The 23,591-nt window shown below is 55.9% G+C and carries 19 protein-coding genes; 1 reads left to right on the top strand and 18 read right to left on the bottom strand.

Annotated elements, in window-relative coordinates:
* The first annotated feature begins 31 nt into the window (after nt 1-31).
* Nucleotides 32-3,127, top strand: coding sequence for a PAS domain-containing protein (locus VAE57_RS00255; RefSeq protein WP_322819914.1), 3,096 nt, complete (start codon nt 32-34; stop codon nt 3,125-3,127).
* On the opposite strand, the gene VAE57_RS00260 is transcribed toward VAE57_RS00255, so the two are convergent.
* From VAE57_RS00260 to VAE57_RS00345, 18 genes are all read right to left on the bottom strand, one after another.
* Nucleotides 3,116-4,351, bottom strand: a complete 1,236-nt coding sequence (locus VAE57_RS00260; protein WP_322819915.1) for a glycosyltransferase family 4 protein — start codon at nt 4,349-4,351, stop codon at nt 3,116-3,118. The genes VAE57_RS00255 and VAE57_RS00260 overlap by 12 nt on opposite strands.
* A gap of 4 nt (nt 4,352-4,355) precedes the next feature.
* Nucleotides 4,356-5,741 (bottom strand): phenylacetate--CoA ligase family protein, encoded by a 1,386-nt coding sequence (locus VAE57_RS00265; RefSeq protein WP_322819916.1) that lies wholly within the window; start codon nt 5,739-5,741, stop codon nt 4,356-4,358.
* Nucleotides 5,741-6,607, bottom strand: a complete 867-nt coding sequence (locus tag VAE57_RS00270; protein WP_322819917.1) for a carbohydrate deacetylase — start codon at nt 6,605-6,607, stop codon at nt 5,741-5,743. The genes VAE57_RS00265 and VAE57_RS00270 overlap by 1 nt, the downstream gene beginning before the upstream one ends.
* Nucleotides 6,604-7,830 carry a glycosyltransferase family 4 protein gene (locus VAE57_RS00275; RefSeq protein ID WP_322819918.1) on the bottom strand — a complete coding sequence of 409 codons (1,227 nt, stop codon included), beginning with the start codon at nt 7,828-7,830 and terminating at the stop codon, nt 6,604-6,606. Before VAE57_RS00275 ends, VAE57_RS00270 begins: the two co-directional genes overlap by 4 nt.
* Complete coding sequence (locus tag VAE57_RS00280; RefSeq protein ID WP_322819919.1) at nt 7,752-8,564, bottom strand: glycosyltransferase family 2 protein; 813 nt, start codon at nt 8,562-8,564, stop codon at nt 7,752-7,754. The genes VAE57_RS00275 and VAE57_RS00280 overlap by 79 nt, the downstream gene beginning before the upstream one ends.
* Nucleotides 8,561-9,751: a glycosyltransferase family A protein gene (locus tag VAE57_RS00285; protein WP_322819920.1), complete on the bottom strand. Its 1,191-nt coding sequence runs from the start codon at nt 9,749-9,751 to the stop codon at nt 8,561-8,563. The genes VAE57_RS00280 and VAE57_RS00285 overlap by 4 nt, the downstream gene beginning before the upstream one ends.
* Nucleotides 9,748-11,103 (bottom strand): O-antigen ligase family protein, encoded by a 1,356-nt coding sequence (locus VAE57_RS00290; protein ID WP_322819921.1) that lies wholly within the window; start codon nt 11,101-11,103, stop codon nt 9,748-9,750. The genes VAE57_RS00285 and VAE57_RS00290 overlap by 4 nt, the downstream gene beginning before the upstream one ends.
* Nucleotides 11,104-11,115: 12 nt before the next feature.
* On the bottom strand, nt 11,116-12,021 hold the full coding sequence (locus tag VAE57_RS00295) for a glycosyltransferase family 2 protein (RefSeq protein WP_322819922.1): 906 nt from the start codon (nt 12,019-12,021) through the stop codon (nt 11,116-11,118).
* A 1-nt stretch (nt 12,022) separates the two neighbouring features.
* Complete coding sequence (locus tag VAE57_RS00300; protein WP_322819923.1) at nt 12,023-13,030, bottom strand: GDP-L-fucose synthase; 1,008 nt, start codon at nt 13,028-13,030, stop codon at nt 12,023-12,025.
* 21 nt (nt 13,031-13,051) lie between these two features.
* Nucleotides 13,052-14,092, bottom strand: coding sequence for an NAD(P)-dependent oxidoreductase (locus VAE57_RS00305; protein WP_322819924.1), 1,041 nt, complete (start codon nt 14,090-14,092; stop codon nt 13,052-13,054).
* A 21-nt stretch (nt 14,093-14,113) separates the two neighbouring features.
* Entirely contained in the window at nt 14,114-15,634 is a 1,521-nt protein-coding gene (locus VAE57_RS00310) for an efflux RND transporter periplasmic adaptor subunit (protein ID WP_322819925.1), read from the bottom strand.
* A 3-nt stretch (nt 15,635-15,637) separates the two neighbouring features.
* On the bottom strand, nt 15,638-17,047 hold the full coding sequence (locus VAE57_RS00315) for a polysaccharide biosynthesis tyrosine autokinase (protein ID WP_322819926.1): 1,410 nt from the start codon (nt 17,045-17,047) through the stop codon (nt 15,638-15,640).
* A gap of 218 nt (nt 17,048-17,265) precedes the next feature.
* Nucleotides 17,266-18,561: a glycosyltransferase family 4 protein gene (locus VAE57_RS00320; RefSeq protein ID WP_322819927.1), complete on the bottom strand. Its 1,296-nt coding sequence runs from the start codon at nt 18,559-18,561 to the stop codon at nt 17,266-17,268.
* 5 nt (nt 18,562-18,566) lie between these two features.
* Nucleotides 18,567-19,547: a glycosyltransferase family A protein gene (locus tag VAE57_RS00325; RefSeq protein WP_322819928.1), complete on the bottom strand. Its 981-nt coding sequence runs from the start codon at nt 19,545-19,547 to the stop codon at nt 18,567-18,569.
* Between the two features lie 3 nt (nt 19,548-19,550).
* Complete coding sequence (locus tag VAE57_RS00330) at nt 19,551-20,240, bottom strand: acyltransferase (RefSeq protein WP_322819929.1); 690 nt, start codon at nt 20,238-20,240, stop codon at nt 19,551-19,553.
* 40 nt (nt 20,241-20,280) lie between these two features.
* Nucleotides 20,281-21,063 (bottom strand): sulfotransferase domain-containing protein, encoded by a 783-nt coding sequence (locus VAE57_RS00335; protein ID WP_322819930.1) that lies wholly within the window; start codon nt 21,061-21,063, stop codon nt 20,281-20,283.
* Nucleotides 21,064-22,773, bottom strand: a complete 1,710-nt coding sequence (locus VAE57_RS00340) for a bifunctional sulfate adenylyltransferase/adenylylsulfate kinase (protein ID WP_322819931.1) — start codon at nt 22,771-22,773, stop codon at nt 21,064-21,066.
* A gap of 60 nt (nt 22,774-22,833) precedes the next feature.
* Nucleotides 22,834-23,565 carry a polysaccharide deacetylase family protein gene (locus VAE57_RS00345; RefSeq protein WP_322819932.1) on the bottom strand — a complete coding sequence of 244 codons (732 nt, stop codon included), beginning with the start codon at nt 23,563-23,565 and terminating at the stop codon, nt 22,834-22,836.
* Nucleotides 23,566-23,591 lie beyond the last annotated feature (26 nt).

A 23,591-nucleotide genomic window follows, 5' to 3' on the forward strand; every position in this document is an offset into this window, starting at 1 on the left:
TCGCCTCGGTTACATATTTAAGGATACCGTTATGGCTGACGCTCGCACCCACCTCATTCTCTTCGCAGTTGACGATCTGCGTGAGCCGATTACCCAAACCCTCGCCCCCTTCCCCTCTATCAGTTACTTGTTCGCGACAACACTGCCGGAGTTGCTTGATATAATCAACCAACATCACGCCGCCATAGTTCTGTGTCGCGCAGAAGATTACGTCAATATTCCAGTTGGCCTCGCACTCATCATCCTCTGCGCAGATGAGGATGTGCCACTCGCGCATTTTGACAATCAACCGGCCATTGTAGACGTGCTATTTGAAAATCGTCTTCAGCGCCTGCCATTCATCGTCCAACGAGAGATACGGCAACAACAAGCCATTGACCGGGAAACCCGCCGGCTGCGGATGATTGTTGAGCACGCGCCACACGGTGTGATTGAAGTGGAAACGAGCAACCGGCTTATTCGCTGGACGAATCCAGCCATGAGTCAGCTCTTCGGGTATTCGGCGGCAGAAATGCGCTCGCTACGCCTTGAAGAGATACACCCGGAAGAAGAACGGGCAACTGCTGTTGAGACATTTCACCGGATGGTCGCAGGTGATGAGTCTCCCATGCTGAACGTGATCTGTCAACGACGCGACGGTTCCACCTTTTACTGCAACATTGCCCCAGGAGGTGTATATGGCAATGGTCAGCGACTGATCTTTATCTTTTTTACCGATGTTACCGACGAATACCAGAGTCTGCAAACGCTACGGGTAAACGCCTATCGGCTGGAACTGGCTTTACGTGCTGCCAATCAGGGACTATACGATATCGATGTGCGCAGCGGGTTAACCGTTGTCAGCGACGAATATGCCACGATGTTGGGGTACGATCCAGCCACATTCACCGAAACAAACCAGCATTGGCGCGAACGGCTACACCCCGCCGACGCGGCGATGGTGTACCAGACGTATCTCGACTATCTTGCCGGACGAATCCCTGAATATCGGGTGGAATTTCGCTCGCGGATGCAACAGGGTGGTTGGAAATGGATTCTCTCGGTTGGCGCTATTGTCGAGCGTGATGCTCAGGGTCAGCCATTACGTATGCTCGGTACACACACCGACATCAGTGCATTGAAGCGTCTGGAATTTCAGGAACGTTTGCGGGTTCAGCTCTTCACCAGCCTGCTAGGAGGTGAAAGTTTGGAGAACCTTATGGACATTCTGCTAAAGGCTTTTGAGGTGGAGCAGCCCGACACGCGCTGTGCCCTCGCCCTCTTCGATACGACGAGTCGCCGACAAACGCATGTCATCGCCTCAAACCTGCCATCAGGGTTGAACGAGCTGCTTGAAGAGGAGTTACGACAACCATCACAATCGCGCTGGCAACCTCTTCTCGCCAGACAACAGCTCTGGATACCGGATTTACGACTCGATCCGCAGTGGACAGCGTATGCTGCCTCTGCTCAACGCCACGGTTTCACAACCCTCTGGGCAGAACCGATTTCCGGGGCAGGTGGAACAATCATCGGTGCATTTACCGTCTGGTCGGCACGCAACACACTGCCACAGCGCGAAGATCAAATGCTTCTCCAATTTGTCGGGCATCTGGCCGGGCCGGTGATCGAGCAGCACATGATCGCCGAACGCCTTCGGCTCAGTGAAGAACGCTACACACTGGCCGAACGGGCCGTACAGGATGGGGTATGGGATTGGGATATTATTAACGGCGTTACCTACCTTTCGCCGCAGTGGAAAGCGCTCTTCGGCTTCGGTGAAGATGAATTACCGAATGCGATTACGACCTTTTTCGAGCGCATTCATCCCGATGACTGGCCAGAGGTAACCAAAGCCCTCGACCGTCACTTTGCCGGATACGAACCATTCCACATGGAATTTCGCATGCGTTACCGTGATGGCAAATATCGCTGGGTGCTGGCACGCGGTGAAGCATTGCGCGACAATGAGGGAACTGTCACCCGCATGGTTGGTGCATTGAGTGATGTTACCGAACGCAGACAGCTTGATGAACGAATCCGTGAGACCCAGAAACTGGAAGCTCTCGGCCTGCTGACCGGTGGTCTGGCCCACGATTTTAATAATCTGCTCGGTATTATCATCGGTAATCTTGATCTGTCGCTGAGCGACTGGCAAGGGGATGAAGCAACCCGCCAGGCCATTGGCTCTGCGCTGCAAGCAGCACTTCGTGGTGCCGAATTAACCAAAAGCCTGCTGGCAGTTGCCCGTCGCCAGCCGCTGGCCCCGACCAGTATTGATGTATTGCAGGTTATCCGCGAGTTTTTGCCGTTGATTCAAGTTACAGTTGGATCGGCGATTAAGGTTCAGTTGATCGAGCAAGCCACCAGCCCGGCTCGTGCCGACCGGGCCGGCTTTGAAGCCGCAATCCTTAACCTCGTCATCAATAGCCGCGATGCCATGCCGCAAGGTGGCTCACTGACTATCAAAATCAGAGAGCAGCATGTGACGCCAGAAGATACCATGTTGCTGGCGATCCTGACGCCTGGCTGCTACGTCTCTATCGATGTCACCGATACCGGAACGGGTATGACCCCGGAAATTGCCGAACGGGCATTTGAACCGTTCTTTACGACCAAAGAGCGCGGACGCGGCACCGGGCTTGGCCTGGCAATGGTCTACGGCTTCGCCCGTCAATCAGGGGGGACGGCGCAAATTTATTCGACATCTGGACTGGGTACCACAATCCGGTTATACCTGCCGTGTGCCCGAGGGGTCGTGCCGGAAGTTGCGTCGCCCGTGCCACTCGCAGCACGGCGTGAGGCGCGGATCCTGGTGGTTGACGACGACGCCGATCTGCTTCAGATCACCGCAACTACGCTCCACAATCTGGGCTACACTGTCTTCACAGCTATCTCCGGCAAAGCTGCGCTAACGATTCTGCGAGAGGAAACGATTGATTTGCTCTTGACCGACGTGGTTATGCCTGAAATGGATGGTCGTATGCTGGCCGCAGCAGCCCAACAGATCAGCCCACCCCTTAAAGTACTGTACATGAGCGGTTTTGCAGCATTGCAAGGCACCGACATGAGCAATCTGGCGGTTATTGAGAAACCGTTTCGCGCCAGCACCCTCGAAGTTGCCGTGCAACAGGCGCTAAACGCATAGCTCTTGATGGACTGCCGCCTCTAACACGGCCAGCACCTCGGACGCCAATCGGCGACGATCAAAGCGCTGTTCGGCCAGCAGGCGGGCATTCCGCCCGGCCTGTCGGGTATATTCTGGATGGTCACACATGTACACTATCTGCGCCGCCAGGTCAGTGGGATCGCCGGCGCGTGCGTAGCGACCACATTGATGTTCAGTGACGAGCTGTTGCAGCCACCCCGGTGTGTTGACAATGACCGGTTTCCCTGCCGCCAGTGAGTCGAATAGCTTGTTAGGCGAACAGGTTGCCAGTACCGGAATAGCTTTGAAGATAGTCAGACAGACATCAGCCGCCGCTACCAGATCAGCAACCTCATCCTTGGGGAGTGGATCGAGGAAGCGCACATTACATAAACTGTAATGATCACTTCGTTCCTCCAACCACGGGCGCTGGCGCCCCTGCCCGGCCAGCACAATCAAAATGTCGTCCCGCTTCTGATGTTGCAACACCCGTGCCGCATCTATCACCTGACTCAAGTCGTTAGCTTCACCCATCGTACCGAAGTAGAGCGCCAGGAACGACGGATTTCCAAGCTGCTGCCGCCAGTGTCGGCCATCACGCTGAGGATGAAAGAGATCAAGATCAGCTGCATTCGGAATAACACTAATCTTTTCCGGGATCACCCCGGCATCGATCACCCCTTGCCGCATGCCAGGCGAGAGGGCAATGATATGTTGTGACCGCCGATAAATGGCTCGTTCGAGCCAGCGTGCAGCCAGAATGAGGAGAGGATGCCGCAGTACACCCATTTGGATTGGTGCCTCTGGCCATAGATCGCGTACTTCAAAGACCAGTGGCACGCGATGCCAGCGACTGGCCAGCATACCGGGAATTCCAATCGTCAGGGGAGTGCTGGTAGCAAACACCACATCGGGACGTTCCACCCGCACCACTGCAATCAGGCTGGCCAGAGCAAAGAGTAGAAAAGCGATAATGCGTTGGCCGTAGCTGATCGCCGTGCCCCGGCTATAGTCGGCATAGCCGGCCCGTAGCTCAATCACGTTGATCCCATCAACTACGCGCCGCCGCCACAACCCGCCAGACCATTGCTCCTGGCGGTTGGCAGCAGTAACCATGGTCACCCGATGGCCCTGCTGAATGAAGAAGCGCGCAAACTCATACGAACGTGTACCGCCTACCCCGGTGCGGGTTGTGAAGTATTGATGGAGATAGAGGATGTGCATCGCCCTACACCTCGATCTCGCGCACGACGTGCCGCAATTTACCGGCACGGGTGCGCGGCAGGCGGTCAACCAGTTCCCAGTCAATCTGCATCGTTGGCCCCAAATAGCGACGCGCTGTTTCGATAACAGCTTCCATCGAAGCCGGAACAAAATCAGATGCCGGTACCACGCGAATCACGATGCGATCATGAGCTACCTGAGCAATCTGGCTCTCTTTGATGCCCACCCCTGGTTTGGTCACATGGCTCAGTCGTCCAATCCAACGCCCATCAGGCGTCTTGATCCGGTCATCAATCCGCCCTTCAATCGCCAGCCACGAGGGACTATGCCGGCCACAGGGACAATCATCGGCAGCGAGGGTCGCCAGATCGCCAGTTTGATAGCGAATAAACGGCGTACCAGAACTGGCAAATGAGGTGACAACAATCTGCCCGGTTTCACCAGGAGCAACCGGGTATCCCTGCTCATCAACTACCTCGGCGATAGCCGCTCGACTCAAGACGTGATAACGGTGGTGCTCGCATTGCCACGCAATCTGTCCAACCTCACCGGTACCGTAGGTCTGAACGACCGGACAGCCAAACGCCTGCTCGACGACGGCTTGCTGTTCGAGCGAGATACCTTCGCTATCGGTGATAATTGCTCGTAATGCCGGTGGCCGATCACCACTTTCTAGAATGTACGTTGCCAGCAGATGCCACGACGTTGGATAGCCGGTGCCATACACAACTGCATGGTCACGCAGCGCTTGCAGATAGTGCGGATAATATGCTGGAGCGAGATGGTAGGCCGAGCATTGTAATTGACGGTAGAGATCAATCCAGACCCAAAATGGTGGTTTTGTCCGGGTGTACGGGGTCACGTAAGCACCAGAGAAACGGGCACGTGATTGCCTAAAGTGACACCCTAGCGCTGCCAGCATCGCATCAGCCGGAGCCTGGTGATTCCGCGTTGCTTCGCGGTCAAGGTAGAAGGTCAGTGGTGTTCCGGTGGAACCACTGGTTTTACGTGGCCAAAGAGTACGGCGATTGAGATCGGGGGCTACCAGGGCGAGAGGATTGCGCCGAACCTGCTCCTTGTTGAGCATTGCTAAACTGCTCAGATCAGCAAGACTGGTCAATGGGCGATCCGGCAAAATATCACGGTAGAATGGCACGCGCTGGCGAACCTCTGCCAGCAAGTGATTTAGGCGATGAAGTTGCCATTCCTCCTGCTCAGAGCGGGAGCGAAAATACCAGGCCGGATTATGTTCGGCAACCAGATGCCGGTAATCACCGTGACGGCGAAACCATTCGCGACGAACGGCTTCCGCATTCACCAGAATCCGTTGCAACCAGCGGGGTGAATGATCGTAGAGTTGTTGCTGAGAGGGAAGTAGCATCAATCGCATCACAGCACCTCGAAACCAACCGTCTGCACCCCCATTGCGGCCAATCGCTCAACCAATGTCGGGTCACGAAAGACTTCAAATTCGCGCAGGCGAGATTCGGTTAGACCACCGAAGAGTCCGGGAATAACCCGCGTTGCCGGATGGATAACCAGTTCGGCGGGGAGACGACGCGGCCAGGGGATGCGCGCTACGATCTGATCGATGGCAGCCTTACCCGGTCCAAAGCCTGGCGTACTCACCACCCCGGCCGGCATCCGTAAACCTCGCTTTTCCGCCGCAGCGGCCCAACGCGCAATGACTTGCCCCTTTAACCAGTAGATTGGATGGGTAAGATAGTACCGCAACGTCGAACTATAACGAGGCGCTGTAATCCGTCGGTGTGAACGCATAGCTGGAATACCGAGTTGATGGGCCAGATCAACCACCAGTGGGAAGAGGCGAGGCAACACATGCACATTCTGGTGAGTATTCCAAAATGCGGGCTGTCCGGTCAGTTCTACAAATCGGGTGTACTGAGCTTGCAATTCAATGACAACCTGAGTTGGTGATATGCGGCGCGACAACCAACGTCGCCGAAACTCTGCTGCCGGCCAGAATTGCCCATTGGGGGCTACCAGATCAGGCACTTCAGACAACGGTGCTACCGGCGTACCTGCTGTCAATGTCCAGTGGATTCCAATCGAAGCAGAGGAAAAATTCTTCGCCAGGCGATCAGCATCGGTATATGCCGGCATATTGGTCATAACACAAGTCGCTCGTAATGCTCCGGCAGCAAGGCATTCTTCAATAGCTCGATTCACTTCAGGACACATGCCATAATCATCGGCAGTGATGATCAACTGATGGGGATTGCGATAGTTGCTCATAATAGCTCTGCGTATAATGCCAGCAAATATTGTGCTTCACGTTGCCAGTTATATTCATTAATTACCCGTCGCCGACCCTCAGCCCCCATGGTCTGCCGTAATACCGGGTCATCGAGTAAGCGCAGGATAGCGCTAGCGTAGGCTTCGCTATCGTCGGGTGGAACCATTATTGCACAACGACCATCACCAACGAAAGGACGACTCGGTGGCAGATCGCTGAGAACCACCGGCATACCGAGGGCCATGAACTCAAACAGTTTGGTCGGAATATTGTGTTGGAACTTCGGCAGATCGGGAAGCGGAATAAAACCGATCCGGGCCTGTCGCACGCGGGGTGCCACCTGATCGTGTGGCACAGGATCGGGATCGATCACGAAATCGTCTTGCAGACCACGGCGGGCTAACTCTTCCCGCGCCCACCCGATCTCCGGGCACCGCCCGAAAAAGAGCCAGCGCACACAACGACCTCGCCGCCGTAATGCTTCGGCGACTGCGAACGTCACTTCGAGATGGTAGCGCGGGATTGTCCCGTGGTACACCAGATCGAACGGTGCATCTTCAGACGGGGGTGGCTGTTGGAGGAAGAGATCGAGCTGGGGAAAATTATGCACTGTGACTACCCGCCTGGCCCGAAATTGCCGCAGGTAGAGATCGGCCACACCGCGATCAGCCGTAATAATCGCATCGAAGGCCCGTGCAGCCAGGCGCTCAAGCGTGGCTATGCCAAGTTCTAATCCCTTGCGCAGCAGAGGATTGACATGATGCTTCTGGCGGATATACGCCGTGTTATTTTCGTGGCAATCGAACACCACACGTGCGCCAGTTGTGACTTTTAACCACAGCCCAAGCGGGATCAATTCGGGATCGTGCAGATGATAGAGATCGGCCCTAAGCTGTCGCGCCAGGGCAGCCGCTCGCTGCATGCGTTGCCAGCGACGTTTCAATGCCAGCTCTAACCGTTGTTCGGCAGGTACACCGACACTGCGCAGGTGAACCGCCTGGCGCTCCAGTTCAGTTACCGGCAACGGTACCAGGAGATGAGTCTCGTAACCGGCTGACGCCAGGCTTGCACATTCACGATAGAAGATGCGTTGATCGAACGGTGGATGTACAGTCGAGATATGCACAACCCGATGGCGAGCGATCAAAGACCGCTCAACCGGGCGCGCCACCGTTCGGGCAGCAGCGGTATCATCGGGTAGATAAGAGTGCGGTTGAGCCATCGCATCCCCCCAAAGATAGTCTCATATAGACGCAATTCCCACGGCGCGTAGACCGTTTGCAATGCTCGCTGCCGTTCGGCATAGAAAAGTGCTGAACGTTGACTACTAACCCCACCACCGTCGAAGATTGCAACCTCTTTCGTGACGTGTTGATAACGCACACGCCGCCGCAGGATCATGTCGAGCAGATAGGCGTAATCGGCCAGAATCCGGTAATCAGTGGCAAAGGGTTGGGCAAGATAGATTTCACGACGGACAAACCAAACCTGCTGACAGATCATTTTGCGGTACAGCCAGAAGCGATTAAGCCGATCAGGGTACGTAATCAACCGACCGGCACCGGCACGCCCGGTTCCCAGATGCGGATGCTGGACAAATGAGCGTACATCACCGTAGAGAAAATCGGGTTCGCTACTGCGAGTGATCTCCTCTGCCACTGTCGAGAGGACATCTGGCCCGGCAAACCTGTCACCGGCGTTAAGAAAACAAATATACCTTCCCTGCGCCTGGGTAATCCCCTGATTCATTGCATCGTAGATGCCAGTATCAGGAGAGACGATCACCCGTACACCGAGAGACTGGAGGTGCTCAGCCGTACCATCGGTTGAACAACCATCTTTCACCAGGTATTCAACGTCCGCAAAATCTTGTGCCAACACGCTACGTGCCGTCTGCTCGGCATCTACTACACAATTTAAGGTAATCGTAATAATGCTGAACAGGGGTTGCTTCACATTGCGTCTCCTGAACCAATTGAACGCTGATAGCGTGCCCATTGCGCTCGATAGCGCCGACGATGTTCTGGAATAAATTTGGCTTGCAACGCCGGCGGTAATCGTTTCACTAACGCTGGCGGAGTCTGTTCCCGTACCAGTTGAATCAGACGGGATCGTGGTCGCCACCAGATCAAATATGCCAGATAATCTCGCCAGGCCCGTAACCGTTCCTGTCGCCGGGCTGCCTGCACCATCTGCACATAGCGCGGATCGGCGAGCAGACGCTCAATATCGTCGGTACGCCGTTGTTCAACGACTACCCTCCCGGCTGCTATATCGGCCCGCAACGCTTCGATAGGCTGTGGATGGCGGCCATCAAAACGACACAACCAGTTGCGAGTACCGTACTGATCCATAATCCGCAGGCCGTTTGTCAGATTTACTTCGCTAAGCAGATCGAGATTCTTCTGCAAACGACCACGCTCGCGTTCCCACGGTTGATTCTGGTAATACGCCCCTTTACGGGTATACTGGTGCGGAAACACCATGTAGTAGTGATACATCCACACCCCAAACGCATCAGCATGTGCAATCCGACGCCGGGTCACATTCCGCCCGCGTTCATCCACAATCGTCGGCGGACGATGGCTGTCGTAGCGGTACCCCGGCCGCCAGCGGAAGACTCGCCGATAACGGCCCCACGGCTCGCCCTGGTATTGTCGATGCCAGAAAAAACCACCATCGGTCAGGTAATCAAAGCCACCCCAGAAATGATAGGCCCGAAAACAGAGACAACTGGTTTCGGGATGCTGGTGGAGATACGCTGCTACCCGGGCAATATCGGCGGGATGGTAAAACTCATCAACATCAATCTGCCACAACCAATCACCGGTTGCCCGTTCAGCATACGCCCGACTCTGTTCGTCCTTCTCGCCCGGCCAGAAGCCGTTAGGATGCCCACACATCTCGGCAGTGACGATGATCAATTTGTCGTCGGGGTCTTCTTCCGCTTTGAAGCGGTACAATGTCTGTAACGTACCGTCAAGTGAATGACCATCAGGGGTGGCCGAGTGGGCTGCCTGCGGACTGGCCCCTTCTGCCACAATGATCTGATGCGCATAGGGGTAAATGGCACGCAAATTGTAGCGTAGAAATGGCTCACCATTGAGCACAATCATGCCGAACGTGATCCGCGGGTAATTCATTGCTGTACCCCTGCTGTAACTGCGCACTGACGTACTCGCAATAGTGCCGGCAATGGTTGATGGGCAGGAGCCGTCGCTACACCGATACTGAGTGCCCACACTGCCCACAGCGGCCAGTGCAGATGAGCGGTTGACATTGTATTTCCCGATGCCTGGCCGTGTACCACCGCGAAGAGAAACAAACTGAAGAAGACAACCCGCCAAATGGATCGATCATCGTTGGGAGTCTGCGCCCAAACCGCCGGCAACCGACGCAATGCCCAAACGAGATAGCCAATCAGGAATGCCATCCCAACCAGCCCCTGATCGGCCAGAGTACCAATAAAGATATTGTGTGACCAGAGTTTCTGTTCAAACCCCCACCCCCACACCGGTGAAGCGAGAAAATAGTTCCAGCCAATTAACCACAAACCCCCGCGATCCTCAAAGATGTTAAACGACTCTTCCAGACCACTCTCACCTTCACGCACTACCAGATGGGGAGCGACCTGGTACAGAAGAACGACAATCACCACAATTGCAGCTATCGCTAGCGGTACTCGCCAGGACTTCTTGCCAGAACGCGACAATGCCCAGGCGAAGATCAAACTGGCGGCTAATCCTGCGCCGCTGAGTGATTGCCGGACACCGGTAAGGAACACCCCGTAACCACAAAAGAGCGCGAGGGCAAGTACGGCTATCATCGACCATAAATGACGAGCCTGGAGGAAAAGACCAAGTCCAAGCAGAAACGCAATACTTAAGTGGTGGGAGAAGAAGTTGTATTCACGAATACCAAGGTTCCGATACGGCAACGATGAAAGACCAGGATCACTTAATAGATAACTGAGCGGAACATCGATGAAGCGCAGCGCTACATATAACCCATAGGCGCTGGTCAACAGGTAGGCGAGTGCAAACCGTCTGGCTGCACCAGAGTCACGGATCACCATCAAGGCAACAAGCGACCCAGTGATGATGAAGAGTAACAGCGGGTGCGAAATTGACATCTTATTCGGCAAATCGAACTGGAAGAGCACACAAAGCGCCCAGCCCCACCACAATCCCATCCACGGAATGATCCACGAATCGGTAGTTGGTATCAGTTGACGGGTGGTTACATCGAGTCGCTGTGGCAGTAACGACCACGGTCGCACGACGTGGAGATACCGGATGAGGGCCAGTACAATCGTCATCAGCAACGGCCAGGTCGCCGCACTCGGCCCCACGAAGACCGTGCGGGTCCAGAGTGATACCGACAAATACATCGCCAGCGGAATCTCTGGTCGCCCGCGCCAGACCGCGTAAAGACACACCAATCCGAGCAATACCAGTTCTATCGGGTTGAGCGTGATTGAGCCGGTAACAACCATCGTATCGCCTTACTAGCACTCTACGCCATAGGCGCGATAAAGCCGATTCCGCACACTGGCGTGTTTTTGCCAGAGCCACCAGAGCATGCGCAGGCCGGCATAGCGGTATATACCAACCGGTTGACCATAACGCCGCTGGAGCAGGGCATGCTCGCGCTGCCAGACCGCATGCAGAGTGGCAGTTTTCGCTTCTTCATGCAGACGGAAGTCACCGAGCGGTGGGCCGGGTAAGCGGCGACTGGGACCGGCTGCGCTAAGACGAATGAAGAGATCGCGATCCATGCAGAAGCGCAACTGGCGATCAACTCCACCTACCCGTTCATACACGCTGCGTCGCCAAAAACACCCTTGCTGCGGCCAGCGATGCACACCCAGGAGTGCAGTCAGGGTCGGATTAGGCGGTAACGCAAAAATCCGGGCTGTTACCTGTCCTTCAGCATCGATGAAATTCACATCACCGCTGGCGAAGGCCAGCCAGGGCCGTTCGGCAAAGAAGCGACCGACTCGTTGCAGCGCACCGGGCTGCAACCGATCATCAGAATTGATCCAGGCCAGAATCTCACCGGTTGCCCGCGCAAAACCGTCGGCCAATGCTGCTGATTGACCACCGTCTGGCTTAGACTGCCAGTAGCTCAGCCACGGCGCGTAGCGGCGAATGATCTCAACACTGCCATCACAGCTCCCGCCATCCATCACAATGTATTCAAGGTTCGGGTAACCTTGCAACAACACCGAGCGAATTGCCTCTTCCAGGTAGGCAGCCTGCTGATACGACGGTGTTACAATCGTAATACGCGGCCACCCACCTGGCCGCTGAGGAGCCGGTGGCGTTACGACCGTCCACGGCCAGCCCGACCGGTTAGCCGGTGGTGGTGGCAGATCAGTAATTGCCGGTGCCGAACCATGTACCATTGTCATATCAGTGCGCCTCACCAACTGCTCGCATTGCTACCAGTGACTCACGATGGCTGCGATACCATTCAATCGTTGCCCGCAGACCATCGGCAAACGTTGTTTCGGCCCGGAAGCCAAACCGCTCCCACGCCCGGCTCACATCGAGCTTACGGCGCGGTTGACCATTGGGCTTCGTCGTATCCCAGACAATCCGTCCGCGAAAGCCGGTCAGATCGGCAATCAAGGTCACCAGATCGCGAATGCTAATTTCGTAACTACTACCAATGTTCACCGGTGCTGGATCGTTGTAACGCTCACTCGCCAGCAAGATACCTTCAGCAGCATCAGCGGCATAAATGAACTCGCGGGTCGGCGAACCGTCACCCCAAACCACAATCTCATCGTCACCGCGTTCGGTGGCTTCGATACATTTGCGGATCAGGGCAGGAATCACGTGCGACGTTTCTAAATCGAAATTATCGCGTGGGCCGTAGAGATTGACCGGCAACAGAAAGATTGAATTGAAACCGTACTGCTGGCGATACGCCTCACCCTGCACAAGCAACATCTTCTTCGCCAGGCCATATGGCGCGTTCGTCTCCTCTGGGTAGCCGTTCCAAAGATCATCTTCCTTAAACGGCACCGGCGTATATTTAGGATACGCACACACCGTACCAATCGTCACGAACTTCTGCACGCCAAACCGCCAGCTCTCGTGCAAAAGCTGCACGCCCATCATCAGGTTATCGTAGAAGAACTCTGCCGGATGATCGCGATTGGCACCGATACCGCCAACCCGGGCCGCCATATGGATGACAATATCAGGTTGCGCATCGATCAGAAGCTGGCGAATAGCCTCAAGCTGGCGCAGATCGTATTGGTGCGAACGTGGGACAACAATCCGCCGGGCACCACGCTCGTGCAGCTTTTCGACCACATACGAACCGAGAAAGCCGGCACCACCGGTCACCACAACCGACTTGTCCTGCCAGAACTCATAGCTATCAGGCCAGTGATGATTGTTGAGATGCATAGAAACCTCACAGAGCAGGGTTTACTGGACGATGAACTGAGCGTTGCGGTACTGGCTATCGAGTGCGTCTTTGATCACACCGTTCGTCAAAACACTGGCCACCTCGCGAATACCCTGTTCGACGCTAATCCGCGGTCGGAAACCAAGGCGTTCCCGGATTTTGGCAAACGAAACGCGAATATCGCGCATATCGCCACCGAAGGTCAGGTCTTTGTACTCGACCACAGTCCCCTCGACATGTCGTTGCACCAGGGCCACAATTTCATCCTTGGTGTAATTCCCCTCATCGCTCCCCACATTAAAAATCTCGCGATTGACGACCGTTGCCGGGGCTTCCAGACCCAGCAAGATCGCATCACACACATCACGCACGTGCACGAACGAACGTGCATAACCGCGCTGATAGATGATCAGCTTGCGGCGCGTGATCGCTTCGAGGACGAACTGGTTAATGATGAGATCAAAACGTGTGCGGGGCGACACCCCAAACAGCGTGGCGAAACGGAAGAGAATCGGCATGGTCGCTGCCCCAGCCGTGTTTTCGCGCAGAAACTGCTCGGCCGCAATCTTCGTCTCAGCGTAGAGTGATTGCGGGTTCAGCGGCGACTCTTCAGTGACCGGCTTGCCATCGGGTGAGAGGCCGTAATTGCTGTAGGTGGAAGCAAAGACGAAACGTGCAACCCGTCCGGCATCGGCAGCAGCAAAGACCCGTTTGGTTCCTTCAAAGTTATACCGCCAGGCGACCTGCGGCCCTACCATCTGGCAGGCCGGAAAACCGACAATGGCCGCCAGATGAATTACTGCATCGAACGGTACTGGCGGTAAATCACCGACGGCAATGCCATCGCTGGTGGCACGCAGTGTTGCTGGATCACAAATATCGCCTTTAGCAAAGCGGAAGCGCGGATGGTACCAGTAGCCTAACAGAGACGCACCACCAAAGATAAGGTCGTCTACCACTGTTACCGACCAACCCTGATTCAAGAGTACGCCGGTTAGTAAAGAACCAATATACCCTGCGCCACCGGTAATCAAGGCATGAGGCATCTTCGCACTCGTCATTTGCTTCCTCCTCCAGGATGGTTACTGAACGGCCGAAAAGACGACCTGCGCATTCATATTCCAGCGCAACCGCTGATCCCAGTTGTCGGGAATAATGCGCACGGTATACGTCGTACCGATGCCAGTCTCCTGACCAATCGGTTCGATGTAGCTGACTCTCCCGCTCAGACGCAGATCAGGGAGAGCGATAAAGCTGATTGTGACGGGATCGTTTTCCTGGATCAGACTAACGTGAATTTCACTCAGGTTAGGAACCACAATTTGCCACTGATCCAGCGTTGCCAGGGTGATAACCCGCTGATTAGCTTCAACCGTCTGGCCGGGTTGCACCGTTACTGCGACTACCGTCGCATCAATCGGCGCTCGAATCTGGTACCGTTCGCGGTTCAATTCAGCCCGCCGCATCTCAATTTCAGTGCGCTCGATCCGTGCCTGCGCAATCGCGATCTGGGCGCTGGTTGGTTCAGCTATCAGACGGGCGTAATCAGCTTCGGCCTTGCGCAGTTCTGCTTCGTAGACGGCAACTTCATTGGGATGATTGATGGTCAGTTGCGCCAATCGTGCCTCGGCCTGCAAAATTCGCTTCTCGGCAGCCGCAATCTGATCAGGTGTAGCCGGGCGTGACGCATCAGCCAGTAAAGCCTCGGCCTGTTCTACCTCTGCCCGATAGACCGCAATCTCGCTAAACTCGTTCTGACGCACCGTCTCTAAAGCCACCCGCGCTTCTTGCAGACGACGCTCGGCATTTTCGACAGCTCGCAACAGCCGAGTTTCATTATCGATTTGCGCCTGGGTCAATTCACCGCCATTCGCCACAATCTGCTGATTGGTCCACGCCGTGCGCGAATAGTCATCCTGCGCATTGCGCAACTCGTTCGCCAATCGTTCAATCTGCGACTCGAGCTGGGTCTTTTCACCGGCCAGCGTATTAATGCGGGTTTGTAAGCGAGCTTTGGCTTCGGCTACTGCCGCTTCCAGACGGGCACGATTCTCTGGCGTAATGCCCTTCTGCAAGCGATCGAGTACTGCTCGCGCCTCGCGTAATTCAGCCTGCACAGCGGCAATATCGCTTTGAGTGACGTTTGTCCGACTACCAGCCAGCCGGGCACGCGCCCGTTCAATCTCGGCTTCAGCCTGGGCAATTTGCTCGGGAGTAGCTCCACTGCGCAACTGCTCATAATTCGCCTGTGCCTCTGCCAGTGCTACCCGCGCTTCAGCCAGTGTCAGATCGAGCGCCCGAATATCAAGACTTGCCATGACATCGCCAGCCCGCACCCGATCCCCGGGTTTAACCAACACCTCGACAACTGATCCGCCATTGACAAAACTAAGATCGAGCACGGTCATTGGCTGAACACGCCCGTTAGCGATCAATGTACCATTGACAATGGTTGGGGCAGCAGTTGCAGCAGGCACTGGCGATGATTCAGTTACCTGCGGCGTCGCCACAGCCACCGCTTCGGTATCAGGCATCGTCTGCTGAGTACATGCACTTAGCAGGAATGCCAGCATGGTGATCAACATCAACCAGAAACGTCGCATAGGTCAATCTCCTGCATCGCCAACGGTCTCACTGCGGCTAGCCACCACCATCGCAGGCGTCGATTCGGTGCGACGTGCAACTGGAAGAGCGAATCGGCTGCGGCGTTTACGAAGGCCATTCAACACGATCCCCAGACAGGCGATACCGGTCTGTTGCAGCAGCTCCAGCATTTGCCGCAGATCACCCTCAGTCGTTTGGCCGGATCGCACGACGGCCAGTGTCGTATCCACTGCACGTAATAACAGGGTAGTATCGGCAAAGGTTAAGAGCGGGGCAGTATCGATGATGATGACCTCAGCACACTGACGCAGTCCGCCCAGTACCTTCTCCAGAGGCACCCCACCCAGCAACTGAGCCGGCAATCCCAACACATTACCCGCTGTCAATACGTAGAGATTTGCCTGTGCGGTAACCCGGAGAAATGGCTCAATAGCCTGCGCAGTACTGCTGAGCAGATTCGAGAGACCACCCTGATTTGGCAGGTCAAACAAGGTGTGCTGAATTGGATTGCGCAGATTCGCATCAACCAGGATCACGCGCCGTCCGGTTTGCGCCAGCGCTACCGCCAGGTTAGCCGCTGTCAGGCTTCGCCCTTCACCGGCTACTGCACTGATAACTGCAATCACTTGCGGACGAACGTCGGCTGCCAGCGCATCAAGATGCAATCGAAACATGCGATATGCTTCGGCATCGAGCGATGCCGGTTCCCTGAGCGTCACCAATTGGGCTGCCGGCGTTGATCCTTTGAGCCTGCCAATGGTAGCCAGTGGCCGCCCACCACCACGCCGACCTAAATCGCCCTCATTGCTGATCCGGGTATTGAAATAATCGTAGAGAAAACCAATGACAAGTGCAATCAACACAGCAATAAAGGCGCTGAGGATGATGTTGCGGGTATAATCCGGGCTGACCGGATTGCGTTTTGCATACGCCGGATCGACGACGATCAGGGTCGATGCCTGCGCGTAGGGATTATCGAGCAGATCACGCTCCAGAGCCTGGAACGAGGCAACAATCGCATCGGCCAGTTCAACAGCACGTTGCCGATTGGTATCACGCACCGAGAGGAGAAATAGCTCTGTCTTCCCAACTTCAGTTGTGCTGGTACGTGCCGCCAGTTGCGCAGGCGTCACTCCTTCAACCATTCCAGCCGCACGCTCCAGCACTGGCCGTACCAGCAGTAATTCACGGACTGTCAGTGCATACCGTTCACGTGCCCGGAGATCTTCCAGGGTTGGTGAAGGACGGGCAAAGATGCCCTGATCCTGGTTCACCATGAGCATTGTTGAAGCTTCGTAAAGGCGGGGCTGGGTCTGGGAATAGGCATAGCCTATACCGCTACCAGCAAGCGCAAACAGGATAATCAACCATGCCCAGCGCCAGATAAAGAGCAGGTAGTTTTTGAGTTCCAAGTGCCCCTCCACACGGTGCGTGCAAGAGACCTCTTGCACGTGCCAGATACAACGAAATCCCTCACGATCATCTGGTCTGTGGCGTGGAGCAATGTGTAACCGGGGAAACAGACCGTTTGACAATCATTATACAGAAGCCCTACCACATCGCACTGTAGTTGTAGCCGGAAAACGTGACAGTGAGATGTCACCTATAGAAGATCGTTATAACAAAACGTTCATCGTTGCAGGTGTACCGCAGGATCGGTGTGAGCTGGTATTGTAATTTGGTGATAGAGTTCAAGATAGCGCTGCGCCTGCAATTCCTGGCGGTATTCGGCCAGGGCAATCGCCCGACCCTGTCGACTCATCATCTGGCGCTCATCGGTGTTATCCAACAGGCGCTGCATTGCTGCTCGTAACGCTACCACATCACCAACCGGTGCCAGCCAGCCGGTTTGCCCGGGACGCACAAGCTCGCCGATGCCACCGGTATCAAAACCAACCACCGGCGTACCACACGCCAACGCTTCTAACACTGTACTCGGCATATTGTCTTGCAACGAAGGAATGACAAAAAGATCAGCCGCACTATATACCAGGGCCAGTCTGGTATCTTCATCAATCACACCCAACGGCCGATGCGCTATTGGTGCAGCTATCGGCGGCGGATTACGCCCAATCGAAACCAACAGCAGATCTGGCTCATCACTCATTCCGGCCAGGGCCGCAGTTAGCTCGGCAAAGCCTTTGCGTCGGTTTGCCACCGAAACTGCTACAAAGAGGACGATCTTCGCTTGTTGAGGCAAACCCAGGGATGCCCGGGCATACGCTTGATCGAAGGGGGCAAAAACGGTTGTGTCGAGACCATTGGGAATGATATGCACCGGTAAGTGACCAAATAGTGAACTACGCTGTACTTCAGCCGCCATCCAGCGGTTGAGAGCGACGATATGCAGACGTCCAGGCGGCACGGCGGCTAACGCGGTGCGCTTGCGCCGCCAGATTTGATGCGAGAGATCATGGTCGTTGTGCGATCCGAGTTGTGGACAGGCACCACAGGCCGCCGTATAGCGCTCACACCCCTCGTTATAATGACATCCACCGGTGAACGGCTGCTGATCAGATAGTCGCCATACCACCGGCACCCGCCGGGGCACGGTGCGAAAGAAGCTGGTATAGTCAACCAAACCGGCTACCCAATGCAAATTGATGACGTCACACGGCGGCAGCGCCTGCACCAGCTCCGCCCCGTAGCGACTGCGATCATCACTGAATGGTTCCAGACCAGACGGTCGGGTCTGGAGGTATGGCTTCATCGCCTGCCGGATGCGCCAGCCCCGCCAGCGCCGTTGCCAGCGACGGATAACACTCACGGCAGCAGGTAAAGTCTGTACGGTCGGATCATCACTACGTCGGTTTGCCACCAGCATCTGTGACCGACAGCCCGCTGCAAGTAAGGCCCGATGAAGACGATAGGCTGCTCTGGCCGCACCGCCACTTATATCGTTGGTGCTGAGATGAACCACGTCCATATCCGTCACCGTGCCGGTAAACGTCGGCGAGCCAGCGTCCCCACTGCCGGTAATGAGTAGAGCATTTCAGGCAGTGCTCGCCGGTAGTATGCCGGGATAAACGGTAGAGCAAAACCAGCTTTCAGCCAGTCAATGTATCGTTCCCGCCCACGGTAAATCTGTCGCCAACGTCCGTAGTACGTTGTCCAGATCACGCGCGTAATGGCATCACGACAGACAGCCCATTCGTGCGGATGTTGGCGGGCGTATGCACGCAACACCGGATGCTGATGCAGAAACATTAGAAACTGCCGTGATGCCCGTGCCAGGCTGGATACACTCACCGATTTGCCAAAACTGGTGTCGTAGATGCGATGGCGAAACACCGCTTCATCGCAGTAGACAATGCTGCGATCAATGCTGAGGACAACGAGGAGAGCGTTATCTACCCCATTACCACCATCGAAATCGGGGTATCCCCCAACTACCCGCAGATCGGCGGTACGCGCCAGATTGGTGGTAAAGCAGACAAATTTGTGTTGGTTATTACCCCAGCGCCGGATCCAATCAGGGCCACGCATCACCCGCGGCGGCAACGGTCGGTCGGCAGTCGAAGCCACGACCCGGTTCTGTTCATCGAGTACTTCAACCCGTGAAATGGCAGCGGCTGCCCCGGCCTGCGACTCCAGGGCTGCCACCATCGCTGTTAGATAACCCGGGGCCAGTTCATCATCATCACTCAGCAGGACAAAATAATCACCGCTGGCGGCGGCCAGCAACTGATTGAAGTGCGGCACAATCGGCACCGACGTCGGGTTCTGACGAAACACAAAGGGGCGCGGATAATGCTCACGCACCAGATTCAGCACGGCATCACCATTACAGCCATTATCGGAAACAATCAACTCGATAGCCGGATAGTCCTGATCGGCTACTGATCGGATGGCCTGGGCGACGTAGGTTAGTCGCTTGTAAACCGGGATTGCCACCGTTACCGTCGCTACCATTGTTCACCTCGCACGTTCCACATCCTGCTCAGTTCGCTCGCGCACAATACGCGCCGGAATACCAGCGGCAATTACCCCTGCCGGCAGACTGCGGGTTACGACACTCCCGGCCCCCACCACCGTTCCACTACCAATTGTGACCCCCGACAGCACCACAACCCCGTAACCCAACCAGACATCATCTTCCAGCACGATAGGCCCCTTGCTGGTAAGAGGCTGGCTCCCTATCGGCTGACCGGGAGCTGTACCGTGGTCGTAGGGGTAGAATGCACATTGCGGTGCAATCTGACAACCTCGCCCGATGACAATCTGTTCAACATACGCCGATAGTTGACAGCGGGGCTGTATACCGGTTCGTTCGCCAATACGCAAGCTACCACCACGACCACATTCGATGATCGTATCGCGGTGGAGTTCTACGTAATCATCCAGATCAATCTGGTCGCCATCCTGACGCTGATAGATCACAACGCCATCACCAACGAAGACATGCCGTCCTCGGCGGATACGACGACCACTCAGTTGAGCCGATGGCGCAATGTAGCCCTGTGGATAGCGATGAGCGAGCGCAACCCGTGCTTTGTAAGGAGCGTGCGGCCACGCTGCCAGCCACGTCGCCACTTTCCCCCAGCGCCCAGGGCCAGCCTGTCGCATCCACCAGTCAGTCCAGAGCCGTATCAGTCGTTGTCGCATAACGACTTCTCCCGTGATATTCAGGCCGCTCGATTGATATTCAGGCCGCTCGATCACCATAACCGGCAGCCAGCATACCCGCACGATGGCATTGCCAGAACAGATCTTCATCGGCGGGTGAGAATAGATTGCGCCAGTCACCAGATCCACCTTTGCGCACAAAGAATGGCGTTGCAGCGCCATTGGCAGCCTGTTCCTTTGCGCGCATGCGCTCGAACGACGAGGCGGCAACCGCTGCCGCGATCTGGTCGTCAGTGGCCTGAATCTGGCAGAAATCGAGGATACGGCGCACCTGTGCGGGCGTATCAGCGTAGAGATCTTCGTACTTCACCACCAGCAACTCGGCGTCGCTGTTCAGCCACCCCAACACGTGATCCGACCAGCGTCCCCAGTAGATGTCACCCACAATGATCTCGCGCAAACTTACCGGCTTATCCGACCGCCGGTTGCGCCAGTGATAGTACGATGTCATCGCATCACGACCATCGCGCACGATGTAGATGGCCCGCCGAAACACCGGTCGGTAGTGCAGATGGGTCTTCACAAACCGCGGGCGCATCTGGTTAAAGGGGGTTGTTGGATCGGCCATGTAGACCAGATCGCCTTTGATATGGCTGTCTGGAACGTAGCGACCAAAGCCCTGGAGTCCTAATTCCTGGCCGGCCAGTAGGTTGGCCAGCAAAAACCGCACCCAGGTATTCCCCGACTTGGGGAACGAGGCCAGATAGTAAAAATCGGGTTGCGGTTTAAAACCTAAATCGGCATGTGGGCCTTTCAACCATCGCCGTAGTGTGCGTCGGGCTTGTACGAAGACATCTCTCATCTATCCCTCCAGGAATCCCTTCTCTTCCAGATAGCGAATGATCTTGCGTGCATTCTCTTCGGGGGTCACATCCGTGGTGGTCAGGGTCAACTCAGGGTTGACCGGCGGTTCGTACGGATCATCAATGCCGGTAAAGCCACGCAGTTCACCACGCCGGGCTTTTGCGTATAGCCCCTTGACATCACGCTGCTCGCACACTTCGAGCGGGGTATCAACAAACACTTCGATGAACTGATCGCTGCCAATCATTGCCCGACACTCATTGCGTGCCGCCCGGTAGGGGCTGACCGCCGCACAGATGACCGCACCACCGGCTTTCACCACGGCACTGGCAACAAAGCCAATCCGCAGAATGTTGGTATCACGATCTTCCCGCGAGAAACCCAACCCCTTCGACAGGTGGGTACGCACAACGTCACCGTCTAGTACCGTTGGTGTACGGCCCCGTTCCAGCAAGAGCACGTTCAAGATGGCGGCAATGGTCGATTTTCCGGCCCCACTCAGACCGGTAAACCAGACACAAAACCCTTGCCGATGGCGAGGTGGATACATCTGGCGGAGTATCTCGGCAGTTTCCGGGCGCGTAAACCACTCAGGCAGGAGCCGCCCTTTCGCCAGGTATTCATCGCGCACCTGTGTACCTGAAATAGAGGCAATTTCGGCCCCTGGTGGCACCTCGTCAATTGTGACATAACGCCCTTCCCGCTTGAGATACACCAGCTCGGTGAACGGGATCATCGTTACACCTACTTCGTGCGCATAATGAGCCAGGAGCTCCTGCGCCGCATACGGCCCATAAAACGGCTTACCTGTACTGTCGTTCCCAGGGCCGGCATGGTCACGGCCAACGATGAAATAATTTGCACCGTAATTGCGGCGGATGATGGCGTGCCAGACCGCTTCCCGCGGGCCGGCCATGCGCATCGCTAACGGCAACAGACTGAGCAGAGTACGACCAGGATCGTAGTATTTTTCGACCAGTAAACGGTAACTACGGACACGAGTGAAGTGATCGACATCACCGGGTTTGGTCAGGCCAACGACCGGATGGATCAGCAGGCTGCCATCTACCTGTGCTGCGGCCCGCTTGGTCAGCTCTTCGTGGATGCGGTGCATCGGGTTGCGCGTCTGGAAGGCAACCACATTTGGCCGACCCATAGCCTGTAACAGACGCCGCACTTCAGCCGGGGTACGACGGAGATCGGTAAAGTCGTAGTAGCGGGGGAGATTAACAACGCGCAGACGACCGGCAGCGTAGAACCTGCCCCAACGGGCCATTTCAGCTACCAGCGGATGGCGTGGATCAGTCGTACCCAGGACGGCCAGCGCTTCACGTTCGGCATCCCACCGGTAGATGTCACTTACCTCCATAATGGCCAGGGGATTGTTATGAACATCGCGTAGGACGATGCGGTCGCTACCGAAATGGCTCTGTTCAACCGGCAGCGTCACTGGAATTGGCCAGAGGGTACCATCCGCCAGCCGCATCTCTTCCAACACACGCTCGTAATCTGCCCGCCCCATAAAACCGGTTAGCGGTGAAAAGCCACCGGTAGCCAGCAGTTCCAGATCGCACATACTGCGCAGCGAAATTTGAATCGAAGGTAGGCGTGAGGCTTCGGCAAGTACGTCGTCACGCTCTTCGGCTGGCACGCACAGATCAATCAGACGACCACCATACGGTGAAATGAGAAGATTGTCGTTGGGCATAGGACTCCTTAACGTGGCAAAATCAATCAGCGCGTCCACAATAGTCGCGCCTCACAATTATTACAATGCCGGACGAAACCAGGGCACCCGCACTGGTGTTCCGGCACGGATCAACTCGGGCACTGTGACAAAGCGATAGGTACGTTGCAATTCGGGTAAGGCCATAGCCAGTGCCGACACCAGACTGGTACGGTCGGCAGCCTGGGGATCACGTGGATTCGCCAATCGGTCATGAAGTAAGACAATACTCCCAGGTCGCACCTGCTCTACCAACCGTGCAGCCAGTTGCGCGGCCGGTTGCGCAAGCCAGTCTTCAATATGAAATGTCCAGCCCACAACTTCACACCCGAACAGGAAGGCATCGAAGCGTGAACCGTAAGATTGCCCGCCATAGGGTGGGCGAAATAAACGTACCCGGTACGGTGCGAGTACCTGCTGCGTCCGCCACAATTCACGCCAGCGTTGCCAGCGCCGGGTTTGCGGCATACGAATATGACTGAAGGTGTGGTTCCCAATCGCGTGACCGGTGGCTACCATTCGTGCCACCAGATCACGCTGATCGACAGCGTGTTGGCCTAACAGAAAAAAGGTTGCCCGAAGCTTATACTGTTCACACAGATTGAGAATCTGCGGCGTAAAGACAGGATGTGGCCCATCATCGAAGGTTAACGCGACCAGCGGTTCAGTCGTCTCTACCCGCACCAGCGTCCCGAAGAGACGCCGACCGATTGGGGCGAACCAGCGCCGGAGCTGCCGGCCAGACCCGTATGTGACAAAAGATCGAGGACTCACAGCAGCCTTTCACGCACTGACTAGTG

Origin of the sequence: Chloroflexus sp. (assembly GCF_034434295.1) — a bacterium.
Classification (GTDB): Bacteria; Chloroflexota; Chloroflexia; order Chloroflexales; family Chloroflexaceae; genus Chloroflexus.

Bases quoted from the DNA above. Each gene is read 5' to 3' on its own strand.
- VAE57_RS00290 (WP_322819921.1), bottom strand. From the start codon at position 11,103: ATGGTTGTTACCGGCTCAATCACGCTCAACCCGATAGAACTGGTATTG.
- VAE57_RS00295 (WP_322819922.1), bottom strand. From the start codon at position 12,021: ATGACAATGGTACATGGTTCGGCACCGGCAATTACTGATCTGCCACCA.
- VAE57_RS00335 (WP_322819930.1), bottom strand. From the start codon at position 21,063: ATGAGAGATGTCTTCGTACAAGCCCGACGCACACTACGGCGATGGTTG.
- VAE57_RS00265 (WP_322819916.1), bottom strand. From the start codon at position 5,741: ATGCGATTGATGCTACTTCCCTCTCAGCAACAACTCTACGATCATTCA.
- VAE57_RS00330 (WP_322819929.1), bottom strand. From the start codon at position 20,240: ATGCGACAACGACTGATACGGCTCTGGACTGACTGGTGGATGCGACAG.
- VAE57_RS00310 (WP_322819925.1), bottom strand. From the start codon at position 15,634: ATGCGACGTTTCTGGTTGATGTTGATCACCATGCTGGCATTCCTGCTA.
- VAE57_RS00300 (WP_322819923.1), bottom strand. From the start codon at position 13,030: ATGCATCTCAACAATCATCACTGGCCTGATAGCTATGAGTTCTGGCAG.
- VAE57_RS00255 (WP_322819914.1), top strand. From the start codon at position 32: ATGGCTGACGCTCGCACCCACCTCATTCTCTTCGCAGTTGACGATCTG.
- VAE57_RS00325 (WP_322819928.1), bottom strand. From the start codon at position 19,547: ATGGTAGCGACGGTAACGGTGGCAATCCCGGTTTACAAGCGACTAACC.
- VAE57_RS00320 (WP_322819927.1), bottom strand. From the start codon at position 18,561: ATGGACGTGGTTCATCTCAGCACCAACGATATAAGTGGCGGTGCGGCC.
- VAE57_RS00285 (WP_322819920.1), bottom strand. From the start codon at position 9,751: ATGAATTACCCGCGGATCACGTTCGGCATGATTGTGCTCAATGGTGAG.
- VAE57_RS00305 (WP_322819924.1), bottom strand. From the start codon at position 14,092: ATGACGAGTGCGAAGATGCCTCATGCCTTGATTACCGGTGGCGCAGGG.
- VAE57_RS00260 (WP_322819915.1), bottom strand. From the start codon at position 4,351: ATGCACATCCTCTATCTCCATCAATACTTCACAACCCGCACCGGGGTA.
- VAE57_RS00270 (WP_322819917.1), bottom strand. From the start codon at position 6,607: ATGAGCAACTATCGCAATCCCCATCAGTTGATCATCACTGCCGATGAT.
- VAE57_RS00275 (WP_322819918.1), bottom strand. From the start codon at position 7,830: ATGGCTCAACCGCACTCTTATCTACCCGATGATACCGCTGCTGCCCGA.
- VAE57_RS00340 (WP_322819931.1), bottom strand. From the start codon at position 22,773: ATGCCCAACGACAATCTTCTCATTTCACCGTATGGTGGTCGTCTGATT.